A 13603-nucleotide genomic window follows, 5' to 3' on the forward strand; every position below is an offset into this window, starting at 1 on the left:
GACAGGAGCACTGACATGAAAGTTCGCTACTTCTATCCCCTCATCGGCTTCGTGGTCCCGACGCTCGTCATCGGCTACGGGATCGTGATCCCGCGCAGTTGTATCGCCGGGCTCAACGATCTCACGATCGGCTTCGCCAGCAGCGTGATCGGCGCGTGCGCGACCTACTACTTCGGCGTGCGCGCCGTTTCCCACGATCTCAATCCCGGCGGTTCGTGACCAACTCGTCGGCCGCCGGTTCGGCGGAGCGATGATAGACTTGATGGAGGTACCGCCAATGCGACGCCCTGAATTCATCGCGCGTCAAAGTCGGTGCCCGACGGGGCTCTTGGGTCGATTCATCGCCCGCATCATGGCGGCCGAGACGGCGGAAGCCAACGTAGAGCTGCTGTCGCTGCTGAATCCGCAGCCGACCGATCACCTCCTCGAAATCGGTTTCGGGCACGGCCGCACAATCGAGCGCGCGGCGGCGCAGGTGCCGCACGGGATCGTTGCCGGCGTGGATCTCTCCGAAGAGATGGTCCGCATGGCCACTCACCACCTTCGTCACTTGATTCGCGAGCAGCGCGTCGACCTGCAGCTCGGCGACAGCGCCCACCTGCAGTACCCCGACGGTCGCTTCGACCGAGCCTACTCGTTGCACACGCTGTACTTCTGGCCCGATCCACAGCAGCACCTGCGCGAGATCTACCGGGTTCTCAAACCGGGGGGACGCTTCGTGATCGGCTTCGGGCCACGCGATGACGAGAAGGCGAGCGCGAGCTTCCCCGCGACGGTCTATCGGTTCTACACCAGCGATGAGGTACGTGATCTGCTCGATCAAGTCGGTTTCCGAGACATCGACATGATCCCGCGTTCGATCTCATCGCGTACCATCGTCTTTGCTATCGCCCACCGGCGCTAGCGGTGGATTCGCCGCCGACCTGATGGCCGCACCTTCGCCACCATGGTACAGCGGGACGCATGCTCACTATCTTCGACGATGTCTTCAGCCCGTACGCACGCAAGGTACGCATTGCGCTGTACGAAAAGGATATCCCGTTCGAGCGGGTGCGCGCACTCCACGGCGACTGCAACCGGACCGACTTCGTGGACGTGAACCCGCGCGCCGAAGTGCCTGCGTTGCTCGATGGTGACTTCGCACTCTACGACTCGACGGTGATCTGCGAGTACATCGAGGATCGCTACCCTGCCCCACCGCTGTACCCGCACGACGCACAAACGCGTGCGAAGTGTCGACTCATCGAGGACCTCGCTGACACTCAACTCGACGCCGCCACCTATGCGGTCGCGATCATCGAGCTCGGCCGCAGCGAGGTTCACGAAGCGATGCACGTTGCCGCCGGCCGCGACATGCAGCGGCTCTACGATGAACTCGAACGGCACCTCGGGACGGCGCCGTTTTTCTGTGAGGCCTATTCGCTCGCCGATATCGCCGTCGTGCCCCATGTCATGGCGGCAACGTTCCTCGGCTTCGGCCTCGATCCCGCTCGGCACCCTGGCCTCGCGCGCTGGCTTGACCGCGTGCAAGAGCGTCCGGCACTGCTGCGGGATAATGCGGACGTGCTGGCGACGCTCCAGCGCTTGCAAGAGGAGAAGCGCCCGGCGTTTGATCCCTACCGAGTCCAGTGGCGAAGCGATCGCCTCGAATGGGTCATCAAGAACGGCTTTGCCGCCTGGTTCATCGAGGAGATGAAAGCCGGCCGCGTATTCTTCCCGCTGTCGGTCAGCCCTGAGTCCGCCGCGCCGCGATAGGAAGCCGGCGCACGGCGTCCCCTCAATCGCGAACGCCGACGAATGGCATCGCGAGGGCGGTTCGCAGCGGCAGCGCTTGCTGCTGTCCGGGCAAGCCGACCTCGATTTGAAGCGCGGACGAACTCTCGCCGTAGGTGCCGAGAAGCCGGTCCCACACCGTGAAAATCGTACCGAAGTTACTGTCCAGTTCCGGCCGGCGCCGCATGTGATGACGTCGATGGAGCGCCGGCGTCACAAGCAAGCGCGCCAACCATCGCTCCAGCCCTGGGTGGAAATTGATGTTTCCGTGCTCGATGAGATTGGCAACTGTGAAGAGGACCTCGAACATCACCACCGCCACGATCGGCGCTCCCAGCAGTACGATTGCGGTCAGCCGCAGCGGAAGAGACAGCAGCAACTCGCCTGGGTGAAATCGTACCCCGGTCGACACCGTGAAGCTGAGATCGGAGTGGTGGACACGGTGGAATCGCCAGAGAACCGCGACGCGATGGTTGGCCCGGTGCCAAAGGTACGAAACCGAGTCGAGCCCGACAATCGTCATGGGTAGCGCGAACCAAGGAGGCACATCCCATACGTGCAGGATTCCTAGGTGATGCACAGCCGCCCACCGGCTGATCGTGCAGGCGCACGCACCGCACACCCCTCCCAACACCGCGAGGTTAATGCCCCACAAAACAAGGTTGACGCGGTAGCTCCCGCGCATTGGCGCATGCGGCAGCCGCCGCTGCAGCGCGAACGCAAACGCCACCGCGAGAGCGAACGCCACCGCGCGAATGATTTGGAATTGCCCCTCCGTCATCTCAGCGCACTCAAGGACAATAGGGGCACCAGTCGCGAAGCCATCAACAAAGCCACCGGTCACCCGCGAGTCGCTATATCACGCCGCCGCCTCAATCCGCGCCATCGTCTCTTCTTGCAGCGGCGGAGGCGGTAGGGCGTAGCGGCTTCGAAAACGCTTACCGCGGAGCCACACCAACAGCGAACGCAGCACGACGTCGCGACGCCCGAACGCCTGCTCTGGCGTCTCGAACATGTTCATCATCCGAATGAAGGCGCGGAACACCACCGGGTCGCAACGCGTCGCCACGGCGATGCCGTCTTCGAAGAAGCGCGTCTGCAGCCGCCCCTTCAACGTGCGCGGCTGACGTCCCTCGGCTTTGCGCACGGCTTCGCGGTCGGCGAGGATCGACGCGCGATAGAACGGCTCGATTTCGGCGCGTGAAATCTCGTCCAGCATCACTGCGCCGGCCGCGAGATCGTGCGGATGCGCGTCGAGCGCCTGCCCGAGAAACTCCGCGTGCATGAACCCCTGCGCACACCCGCGCCCGTACAGCGGGTTCGTGCAGTACGCGGCATCACCGAGGACGAAGAAGCCGACGGCAACGGGTCCCTGCGCATCGACGAAGCGACGCAGCCGATTGATCAACCCGCCCATCGCCTGCACCGGATGATTCAACTCGTTGATCGGCTCCGCGACGTTCGGTGCCACCCAGGGCACAAGTCCGGGAATGTGACGAACCATTTCGTCGAAGGCACCCGGCTGCGCCAACACCTTCATGCGGGGGAACGCCAGCGGCGCCGCCAAGGTGATCGAGAACGTACGATCGTCCGCGGGGAACACGGCGTATTTCACCCAATTGAAATCGGCGGCGGTCGGATGCGGCCCACCCGGTCGCGGCTCCACCGCTCCGGGCACGAAACGGTAGAAGCGCGTGTAGTAGACCACGCCGGATGATTCGCTTTCTTCGAACGGCGCGCGCGCGCCGATCGCCGCCAGCCATTCGAGCGCATGCGACGTGCGTCCGCTGGCATCAACGACGATGTCGCCGCGCAGCTCGCCCGCAACACCGTCGCTAACGTAGCGTACCCCCGACACCACCGGCGCTGTCGCGCCGGGCGCGGCGATCAGCTCGCGCACGGTCGTGTTCGGCATCACCGTTACCCCACCGCGCTCGAGCACGTAGCGGCGCGTGACCCACTCGAAGGTTGTGCGGCGACAGCCGAGTGCGACCAGGTCCTCATCGCCAGGCTCGGGCTGCAATCCGCGCAGCGTTGGCGGTGGGTTGTCCATCATGCGCAGCTCGCGCGCGCCGGCCGCGAGCAACGCAGCGAGCAAATCCGGATAGTGTTGGCGCAACAACGTGCGCAGTCGTCCGAGGAACGCGTGCGAGTGACGCACCTGCGTAGCGCCCTTGCGTTCCCATGCGGCAAAGGCGTCGCTGGCCGTCGCCACCTCCGGCTGCGGGTCACGTTCGAGCAAGCTGACGCGGGCACCGCGCGCACTCAGCATCAGCGCCGTCGCCAGTCCGGTAATGCCGCTGCCAACCACGATCGCGTGGCGACCGGTGAGCGTGTGACTTCCTAGTTCTCGTGTTTCACTCATGCGTTCAGGCCAACCCCTCGCATGTAATTCACAGCCACGCGGCGGAGTAAAGCAGGTTCCGCGGCAATTGGTGTCTCAGTTTGAGATTGGCACTGCGGCCTACTTGCTAGTGTCGTGTCTCGCAATAGGCGATCTTTTCTGAGGCGTAGGGGCGATGCATGCATCGCCCTCCGTGTTTCTTCGTCGTGGTGGACACGTCGATTCGCGGGCGACGCATGCGTCGCCCCTACAGGGAACCGGGAGTGCTTCGTCACTCGTTCCTCGCGATGACAACTTCCGTTGCGCTCAAACTAAGATACTACCCCCCAGCAATCTCGCTTTCCCGGCGGCCATTGCCGCGCTATGGATGGCCGGCATGAACGCGACTGTCTTGGCGATCGACGCGGGGACCACCGGGGTGCGCGCCCTGCTCTTCAACGATCAGAGTGAGCTGCTTGGCTCGGCCTATCGCGAAGTGCTGCCAAGCTATCCGCAACCCGGACTCGTCGAGCACGATCCTGAGCAAATTTGGCGAGCGGTGGAAACCGTGGTCGCCGACGCGCTCAACCGGGCCGGCAGCGCCGCGGTCGCCGCGTTGGCCGCCGTCGGCGTGGCCAACCAGCGTGCAACCACGGTGGTGTGGGAACGCGGCAGCGGCCGGCCGGTGAGCCCGGCGATCGTGTGGCAGGACGGACGCACGGCAGCGCGCGTCAACGAACTCCTCGACCACGGCATCTACACCAACACCATGGCCTCGGCGACCAAGCTCGAATGGATTCTCCAGCACACCCCAGACGGTTTCACCTGGGCCGATGACGGCGAGTTATGTTTCGGCACCATTGATACATGGCTGGTGTGGAAGCTGAGCGGCGGGCGCGCGCACGTCACCGATCACTCCAACGCGTCGTGCACCGGCCTCTACGACTTTGCGCTGGGCGGCTGGGATGCGAGCGTGCTCTCCGCGTTGCAGATCCCTGCGCGCATGTTGCCGCGCATCGGCTATTCCAGTGAAGAGTTCGCACGCACGAAAGGGACGCTGCTTCCGGCCGCGGTCGCGATCGCCGGCATCGCCGGCGACCAGCAGGCGGCGATGTTCGGCGAGCTGAACACCGAGCCGGGCAGCGTGAAGATCACCTACGGCACGTCGGCCATGGCCGACATTCACGTCGGCGATTTCCCCGTGCTGTCGCAACGCGGCGCCTATCCGCTCGTGCTCGCCAGCCGCGCGGCGGGCCAACGTCCGTACTGCCTCGAAGGCACGGCCATCACCGCGGGGGCCGCTGTGCAATGGTTGCGCGACGGGCTCGGCATCATCGCCGACTTGGCCGACAGCGGCCCATTGGCGGCGAGCGTGCCCGACTGCGCCGGCGTGTGGGCCGTGCCGGCGTTCCAAGGACTCGGGACACCGTACATGGATCCGAACGCCCGCGCGGTTATCGGCGGACTCTCGCGCGGCAGCACGCGCGCCCACATCGTCCGCGCGGTGCTCGAAGGCATTGCCTTTCGCAGCCGCGAGGTATTGGAGACCCTGCTCGAAGACGCCGCTACGCCGATGCCCGACGTACTACGCGTCGACGGCGGCGCGGCCGCGAATGATTTCTTGCTGCAGGCGCTGGCCAACACCCTCGGTATTGCGGTCGAGCGTCCGCACGTCGTGCAAGCGACAGGGCTGGGCGCCGCCTACCTCGCAGGCCTCGCCGTCGGCGTGTGGAAGAACGTCGATGAGTTGCGCAACCGTTGGCGCTCGGGTGGCCGTTTCGAACCAAGCCTGAGCACCGACGAACGCGAAGGTAGATTCCAGGCGTGGAAGAAGGCGATCGCCGCCGCGCGCCTCACAATGTGAGCGGCTCACCCCAGCGATCGAGATACGTCACTTCGGCGGCTGCGCGTCGCACGACCGGACCGAACTTGTCGCGCGCGTACCCGAGCGGAATCATCACCGTCGTTACCACGTGATCGGGAATCGCGAGGAGCTCCCGCACCTCGGCATCGGCGAAACGCAAGATCGTGGTCAGACAGCCACCGATGCCGTGGGCGCGCGCTGCCAGGAGCAGGTTCTGCACCGCGGGCAAGATCGACGCGTAGAGCGTGGTCGGGTCGCGCGTCTCGCCGCGCTCGTCGAAGATCATCGGATAGCGGTGTTTGTCCACGCACGGAAAGAGCAGCACCGGCGCCTCATCGAGATGCTCAGCGAGATGGCGTGCCCCGCGCATCATGCGCTGCTGTTGCGGATTCAGGGCGCGGTACACCTTCTCCGCCAGCGCGAAGCGCGCGAGATAGAGATCGCGCAGCGAGCGCTTGAGCCCAGCATCGCACACGACGAGGAAACCCCACGGCTGGCTATTGCTACCGCTCGAGGCCCACGTGGCAGCGGTGATGATCTCCGTCAGCACGTCAGCGGGAATCGGGCGCGACTCGAACCGTCGGATCGTCCGCATCGTTCGCATCGCTTCAAACAGGTCGATGGCCATGATGATTCTTTCTCCTCAGGACCTTGTCCCCTCTTATCGAGGCACGTCCTTCGAGACGCCGCCACAAAGACGGCGGCTCCTCAGGACGAACGGTTCTGTTGTTGTCTTCAAAGAACATTTCCGCTCGCCCTGAGGAGGCCCCATCTTTTTCGGGGCCGTCTCGAAGGGCCGTCCCCCCTGTTTGTCGACACTCTCTCTCGGCTACCGATGGTGATAGGCGCTCACGCAACATCACCAACGCGGCTGCGCTACGGCGCCGTGGTGAGCGCCGTCACCAGCCGCGAGAGAAATTCCTGGCCCTCGTAGAATTGTTTCACTCCGACGCGTTCGTCTTTGCCGTGCGCGCGCACGTCGTCCATATCGACGAAGATGCCCGACACACCGTAGGCGTTGATGCCGGCGCTGCGAAAGTAGCGCGAGTCACTCGCGCCGGTGCTCATCGTCGGGATCACCGGCACTCCCGGCCACATCGACTCGGTGATGCGCTCGACGACCGCGATCAACGCCGGGTCGACCGGGGAAGCCGGGCCAGCGCTGGCAGGCTCCGTTTCCGTGATGCCGATCTGATCGTCGGCCAGCACGCCAATCAACGTCTGCCGAACCTCATCCATGCTGTGACCGGGAAGCACCCGGCAGTTGATGTTGGCGCGCGCCGTCTGCGGCAGCGCGTTGTCGGCATGGCCACCTTCGAGCCGCGTCGCGACGCAGGTCGTGCGCATGAGGGCATTGTAGGAGGGCGTCTCCGAGAGGCGCGCGATTGCTTGGGTGTCGGGAGGATCTTGAAGGAGCGCGAGCATGTCGGTAGTCGTCTGCCCCGACTCGGTCTTTGCGCTGCGCTCGAAGTAAGCGCGCGTGACGTCGTTGAGTTCGACCGGAAACTCGAACTTCTCCAATCGCCCCAACCCGGCGGCCAGCCGGTAAATCGCGTTGTCCTTCGTCGGCAGGGAACTATGGCCACCTTTGTTCTTCACCTCGAGCAGGAAGTTGGTGTAGGTTTTCTCACTCGCTTGTACGCCGTTGAGCAGATACGTGCCGCTGCGCATACGGCCACCGCCGCCTTCGTTGAGCACCATCTCGGCATCGACGAGGTCGCGATGGTTCTTGAGCAACCAATCGACGCCGTTGTCGGGGCCGCCCTCTTCATCCGCGGTGAGCACCAAGATGACATCGCGATCCGGCTTTCCGCCCGCCTGCTTCATCCGCAGCATGATTTCGACGAAGATCGCCGCCATGGCCTTATCGTCGAGCGAGCCGCGAGCGTAGAAGAACCCATCCTGTTCGAGCAGCTTGAACGGATCGACACTCCAATCGCTGCGCTTGGCTTCCACGACATCAAGGTGCGCGAGCAGCAACAACGGCCGCTTGGCGTCGCTGCCGTGCAGTCGCGCGACGAGGTTGCCGCGATTCGGTTTCGGCCCGAGGATCTGCACATCCTTCGCCGCGAATCCCGCCGCCCGCAGCCGTTTCGCCACCGTCTTCGCAGCAGTGGTCGTGCTGCCGGTCGAATGCGTCGTGTCGATCTCGATCAACTCCTGGTAGATGTCGCGTACGCGCTTCTGCTGTGGCGACAGCGGGAGTTCACTCGCGTAGGCTGAGAGCGAGAAAACGGTGAATAGGGCGACGGCAATCGGTGTTGTGCGCATGGCCGCGGACTGTATCAAAGGTGGTGCGCAGCTTACCAGGTGGTGCGCAGCTTACCAGCCTTGATGCGTCAGAAGATGACCTGGCCGCAGACGCGGAAACGCCGAGAGGAGGAATGAGCGAGAAATCGCGAGGAGATCTCCAAGCTTCATTGTCGATGAACACCGTGATGCGCCGACGTCCATCACTTGAAGTCCTGAAGCCAGACGAGCTGGTTGTGAATCTCAGCTTCCGACTTCCGGCCCAGGCAGCGCAACGTCCGCCGAAGCAACTCACGTAAGGGCACGTGATCGCAGACCAGGATGCCGTAGTGAGTCCCTCCCTTCGCACGGTACGCGCGGTCGATGACCACGAAGTCGCGGATGTTGTGCGTGAGAAACGCGCGCCGCTGCTTGACGGCGAAGGCGAGTTGCTCTGGATCGCTCAGTCCGCCTCGCTTCAGTTCGACGACATGCTGCGCATCGAAGTCCCGCCGCCGCAGCGTTTCCGAGAGCAACAGATGAACATCTTCGTCGATGAGCAGGCGGATCGCCGCCATCAGCGGCCCAACTGGGCACGCACGGCATCCTCCGTATTCGCCGCCAGATCCCGATCGATGTCGCTCTGGTTGTCGTAGTAGTAAGACAGCGCGTCATACACTTGCGCAAGGCTGAGATGGTGGAACTCCGCGATCAGCTCCTCGGGTGTCATGCCCTGGCGCAAGACGTAGTGCACGACGGAACGAACCGGAAATTTTGTTCCGGCGATCACCGGACTTCCTCCGCAACAATCCTTCCGGCTCGTAATGTGGGGGTGCTGTACTTTGAGCGCAGATCTGGGCATCGGCATCATTTCCTCGAATCCGTCTTCCTGTTCCGCCGCTTCCGATTCCGGCCAGAGGGAGCCTACGGCCGCCGCATCGCCGCAGTCAAGCACCGGTTTAGTTAGGACCGGTTGATCCAGTTCTTCATCGCAACTAGGAATGGTACCCGAGGAGGACAACAGCGATGCCCGAGTTGCTTAAGATCACCAGCGGACTGCAATTTCCTGAAGGGCCGATTGCAATGCCCGATGGCAGCGTGCTGCTGGTCGAGATCAGACGCGGCACTTTGTCGCGGGTGACGCCGGACGGGAAGATCACCGTCATCGCCAACTGCGGCGGCGGACCAAACGGTGCGGCGATCGGACCCGACGGTAAGGTCTACATCTGCAACAACGGCGGCTTCGAATGGCACGACATCGGTGGCCTGACGTTTCCCGGCAATCAGCCATCCGACTACGGCGGCGGCCGCATCCAGCGGGTCGATCTCGCGACCGGCACGGTCGAGGATGTCTACACCGAGTGCGACGGTCATCCGTTGTGCGGGCCGAATGACATCGTCTTCGATGCCGCGGGTGGATTCTGGTTCACCGATCACGGCAAATTGCGCGAACGTGATCGCGATCGCACGGGGATCTTTTACGCGACGCCCGATGGCTCGCTGATTCGCGAAATGATCTTCCCGCTCGATGCGCCCAACGGCATCGGCTTGTCTCCCGACGGCTCGCGCTTATACGCCGCCGAGACCCACACCGGCCGCGTCTGGGTATGGGACCTCGCGGCGCCGGGACAAATTGCCGGCGGGATGTCGTTCGGTCCCGGTGGCGGCTCGCTGCTTGCCGGTTTGCCCGGATTTCAACTATTCGATTCGCTCGCCGTCGACAGCGCCGGCAACGTGTGCGTGGCGACATTGGTGAACGGCGGCATCACGGTGATCTCACCCGACGGCAGCGCGATCGAGCACATCGCCACCGGCGATCCATTGACCACCAACATTTGCTTCGGCGGGTCCGATTTACGCACCGCCTACATCACGCTGTCGAGCAGCGGACGGCTGGTGTCGATGCAATGGCCGCGGCCGGGGCTGAAGTTGAATTGGTGAGCCGTGAAATCGTGATTCGTGAATCGTGAATCGTCGGACTCCAAGAGGTGTGTCCCGCACAATCACGACTCACGACTCACGCTTCACGAGTCACGATCTCACGACCTCCACGCCTCGTCGTCAGCCTTCGATCTCGGCCGCGAGCGCCGCGACCGGTGCGGGCACGTGCTCGACGCCGGCTTCGGCGAGGCGGCGGCGGATGCGTTCGAGCACCTCGCGCGCCTGCGCCTTCTTGCCCTGATGGGCGAGCAGCCGGCCCTCGCACAGATCGATCAGGCCATGCATGCCGCGCAGGTTCCTCTCGTTCGCCTCGGCGCGCAGTCGTTCGATCAGCCGGCGCGCCTTGCGCGCGGCGAAGAGTGCCTGTGTGAAGACGAACCACGGGTTGCGGATGAGGGCTCCCAACGGTGGCGTGATGTCCCGGCGCGCGGCGTAGACGTAGACGACCAGGACGAAGGTCTCGGTGGTATGCACCGCCGGCTCCCAACCATGCTCACCGAAGCTCCGAATCGAGTCGAACACGCCACGCATGCCGCTCGACAAATGACCAGATAAGAGATCGACGGACGCCCGGACGGTCTTTGCCGCTTGACCAAACCAGTAGTTCTCGTTCTCCTGCAGATACGGGAGCACATCGTCGATCAAGCGGCCTGCTTCCTCGAAGTGCAGATCGGTTACCAACGCGAGCGCCCGAAACACCGCGTTGAAGGTACGGTACGTCGGATCCTTCGCCGCGTCCATCCCCATCTGGGCGACCGCGGCGGCGCGCTCGAAGTCGAGGTTCAAGAGCCAGTAGAAGGACAGCTCGCACTGCCCGACCGACTCGGCGCGGCTGTTCCCGCTGGCACGACCGAAATCGACGAGTTCCTCCGCGATGCCCCGCGCCCGGCACATCTGCCCCGAGTGGTTGAGTGCGAACGTGAGCCCGGCGTGGCCGTTGAAGTGAGGGTACGGGGCGTTGCGTTTCTCTTCTTCGCTCTGATCGAGCGACTCCGCGGAGCGAATGACATCACCGACCCGCCCGAGAAAGAGTAGCGTGTGCGTGTGCCAGGCCACCGCGTGTGCGACCGCGTCCCGGGCACCCGCGGATCGACCCACTTCGAGCGCGCGCTCGATGCTCTTGAGCGCGCCGCGTAGATCGCCGTGGAAGGTTTGGACGTTGCCCAACCAACCCAAATACAGGGAGAGCACCGCCGGATCGCCGCAGCGCTCGGCGTCCTCAACATGCTTCTCCACCAGCCGCAGCCATTCGCGGATCGTGCCGAGGTAGTAGTGTACCTGCGACCACGCGACGATCAGCTCCGCGAGCACGCGGCTCTCCTCCGGACTGCGTTCGCGCTCCGCAATGAGCGCGTAGGCCTCGCGGAAGTGGCTCGTAGCCTCGGCGAGCGCATAGCGAGCGATGCACTTCCGGCCCGCCTCGCCCAAGTAGTAGATCGCCTTGTCGGTGACACCGCCGCGCAAGAAATGGTACGCCAGGGTCTCCAAGAACTCCGGGATGCGTTCGGCGAGCACGCCCTCCATGGCATAGGCTACGCGCTCGTGCAGCTTCTGCCGTTCGGACTTGAGCAGGCCGTCGTAGGAAACCTCCTGCGTCAGCGCGTGCTTGAAGATGTATTCGAGATTTGGCTCAGGACTGTGCGCGCGAATCAGATCGACGGCCTCAAGGTGCTCGAGGCTGGGAGCGAGCTGGTCGGCCTGCTGCGTGACCTGGGCGACGACGGAGTAGAGGAACTCGCGACCGACGACGGCGGCTTCGCGCAGCACGCGCTTGCGCGGCTCGTCGAGACGGTCGATGCGGGCAGCGATGACACCGCGCACAGTCGCCGGCACGGCCGCTTCCGCGAGCGGACGGGCCAGTGTCCAGTCACCATTGGCGCGCGTCAGCACGTGCGTCTCGATCAGCGAGTTGACGACCTCCTCGACATAGAATGGGTTGCCATCGGAGCGCTCGCCAATGAAGGTCCGCAACGCCGCGGGCGGCTCCGCCTTGAGCAGCGAAGCCAGCAGCTCGCCAGTCTGTCGCGATGACAGCTCGCGCAGCTCGAGCACCTGCGTGCCGGCGCCCGGCGTGTAGCCTGGGCGGTAGTTGCCGACGAGTAGCACGGGAATGCGCAGGTCTTCGGTCAACCCGCGCAGGAGGATCACGGTGGAAGCGTCGGCCCAATGTAGATCCTGCAGGCAGACCACCGTGGGCGCTCGCTGGGCCAGCGCGGCCAGCAGCCGCCGGACGGCATGGAGCAGTCGCTCCTGGAAGACCTCCCGGTCGATCACGAAACCGTCCGCTTGCTCCTGCTGAAACAGGTGCAGGATCAGGGGCAGGACTTCGCCGGTAGCGTCAACGAGACCCACGACACCGACCTCAAGCTTGGTGCGAACCTGCGCGGGGCGGTCGGTCTCCTCGATCGCCCAACTACGGCTCAGCAAATCGATGATCGGCGCGTAGGGAATGTTCTGCGCGTAGGGATAGGCGCGGCCCTCCAGCCACTGCACGTCGTCGCCGACCTTCGCGCGGAACTCCTCGACGAGTCGTGTCTTGCCCGTGCCCGCATCGCCGCGTATCCCGAACGCGGACGGCCTCCCGTCGCGCATTTGCTCGGCGGCGCCCAGCAGCGCACCGAGCTCGGTCTGGCGACCGACGAAGGCCCCGCGGAAGTGGCTCGCTTGGGTGGCGCGCGATGCGGTGCCGAGCACGCGCGCCACGACGACGGGTTCCGCCTTGCCCTTGAACTCACGCGCGCCGAGCTCCTCCAGCTCGCAGGCGCGCGCGACCAGGCGCCGCGTCTCGGGACCGACCCAGATCTCGCCACTCGGCGCGGCGTTCATGAGTCGTGAGGCGAGGTTGATCGTGTCGCCGAGCGGCCCGGCCGTGCCTTGACCAAATTGAAGCTCACCCGTCAGGACCAGGCCCGTGTTGATGCCGCTGTGCAGCGCGATCGCTGTTCCGGAGCGTGCTTCCACTGCTGGCGACATCGCGCGCACGACCTCGTGCAGCTCGAGCGCCGCGCGCACGGCACGCACGGGGTCGTCCTCGTGCGCGACCGGCACGCCGAAGAGCGCCATGACGGCATCGCCGATGAACTTGTCGATGTGGCCGTCGTAGCGGCCGATGATCTCGGCGGCCTGACTGAAGATACCCGCCATGATCTCGCGGATCTCCTCGGGATCGAGGCGCTCCGACAGTGCCGTGTAGCCGCTCAGGTCGGAGAACAGGACGGTGACCTGCTTGCGTTCGGCGTCGGCTGCCGCACGCGCCGCCGGTGTCGCCCCGGGTGTCGCACCGAGATTGGCGCCGCACCGGCTGCAGAAGCGCGCCTCGACGCCGTTGTCGGCTCCGCACGCCTCACAGTGTCCGCTTTCTCCGAGTTGCACGTGGGCACTTTAGGACAACACGCGAGTCAAAGGCCAACGACCGATCCCGCACGATCGCCAAGGTGCGGCGCACTGACGTGCTCGTGTTCGTCACTCGTGCT

General features: G+C 64.6%; 12 protein-coding genes. 5 read left to right on the forward strand and 7 right to left on the reverse strand.

The genetic code is table 11. The features are described 5' to 3' along the window. Window positions 1-15: 15 nt before the first annotated feature. Genes HYR72_04430 through HYR72_04440 form a run of 3 tightly spaced genes read left to right on the forward strand, consistent with a single transcriptional unit; the run spans window position 16 to window position 1755 of the window. A complete protein-coding gene (locus tag HYR72_04430; GenBank protein MBI1814200.1) occupies window positions 16-219 on the forward strand; it encodes a hypothetical protein in 204 nt (67 codons plus the stop codon). A gap of 58 nt (window positions 220-277) precedes the next feature. Next, on the forward strand, window positions 278-904 hold the full coding sequence (locus tag HYR72_04435) for a class I SAM-dependent methyltransferase (GenBank protein MBI1814201.1): 627 nt from the start codon (window positions 278-280) through the stop codon (window positions 902-904). A gap of 59 nt (window positions 905-963) precedes the next feature. After that, window positions 964-1755, forward strand: a complete 792-nt coding sequence (locus HYR72_04440) for a glutathione S-transferase family protein (GenBank protein ID MBI1814202.1) — start codon at window positions 964-966, stop codon at window positions 1753-1755. 22 nt (window positions 1756-1777) lie between these two features. Here the strand turns inward: HYR72_04440 and HYR72_04445 are convergent, their stop codons facing one another. Beyond that, window positions 1778-2554 (reverse strand): sterol desaturase family protein, encoded by a 777-nt coding sequence (locus tag HYR72_04445; protein MBI1814203.1) that lies wholly within the window; start codon window positions 2552-2554, stop codon window positions 1778-1780. A 78-nt stretch (window positions 2555-2632) separates the two neighbouring features. Then, on the reverse strand, window positions 2633-4138 hold the full coding sequence (locus tag HYR72_04450) for an FAD-dependent oxidoreductase (GenBank protein ID MBI1814204.1): 1506 nt from the start codon (window positions 4136-4138) through the stop codon (window positions 2633-2635). A 355-nt stretch (window positions 4139-4493) separates the two neighbouring features. Between HYR72_04450 and glpK the strand changes: the two genes are divergently transcribed. Continuing rightward, window positions 4494-5960 (forward strand): glycerol kinase GlpK, encoded by a 1467-nt coding sequence (gene glpK, locus HYR72_04455; GenBank protein ID MBI1814205.1) that lies wholly within the window; start codon window positions 4494-4496, stop codon window positions 5958-5960. Here the strand turns inward: glpK and HYR72_04460 are convergent. The 4 genes from HYR72_04460 to HYR72_04475 form a co-directional block, all read right to left on the reverse strand. Next, window positions 5950-6588 carry a nitroreductase family protein gene (locus HYR72_04460; protein ID MBI1814206.1) on the reverse strand — a complete coding sequence of 213 codons (639 nt, stop codon included), beginning with the start codon at window positions 6586-6588 and terminating at the stop codon, window positions 5950-5952. The two genes, glpK and HYR72_04460, sit on opposite strands and share 11 nt — an antisense overlap. Window positions 6589-6836: 248 nt before the next feature. After that, window positions 6837-8231, reverse strand: a complete 1395-nt coding sequence (locus tag HYR72_04465) for a M20/M25/M40 family metallo-hydrolase (protein ID MBI1814207.1) — start codon at window positions 8229-8231, stop codon at window positions 6837-6839. Between the two features lie 182 nt (window positions 8232-8413). Then, window positions 8414-8767, reverse strand: coding sequence for a DUF5615 family PIN-like protein (locus HYR72_04470; GenBank protein ID MBI1814208.1), 354 nt, complete (start codon window positions 8765-8767; stop codon window positions 8414-8416). Further along, window positions 8767-9051, reverse strand: coding sequence for a DUF433 domain-containing protein (locus HYR72_04475; GenBank protein MBI1814209.1), 285 nt, complete (start codon window positions 9049-9051; stop codon window positions 8767-8769). Before HYR72_04475 ends, HYR72_04470 begins: the two co-directional genes overlap by 1 nt. 164 nt (window positions 9052-9215) lie before the next feature. Here HYR72_04475 and HYR72_04480 point away from each other — a divergent pair, with 164 nt between their 5' ends. Next, complete coding sequence (locus HYR72_04480) at window positions 9216-10130, forward strand: SMP-30/gluconolactonase/LRE family protein (GenBank protein MBI1814210.1); 915 nt, start codon at window positions 9216-9218, stop codon at window positions 10128-10130. A 120-nt stretch (window positions 10131-10250) separates the two neighbouring features. On the opposite strand, the gene HYR72_04485 is transcribed toward HYR72_04480, so the two are convergent. Continuing rightward, on the reverse strand, window positions 10251-13502 hold the full coding sequence (locus HYR72_04485; GenBank protein MBI1814211.1) for an AAA family ATPase: 3252 nt from the start codon (window positions 13500-13502) through the stop codon (window positions 10251-10253). Window positions 13503-13603: the final 101 nt, after the last annotated feature.

Source organism: Deltaproteobacteria bacterium (genome assembly GCA_016178705.1).
In the GTDB taxonomy this organism is placed as follows: Bacteria; Desulfobacterota; Binatia; order HRBIN30; family JACQVA1; genus JACOST01.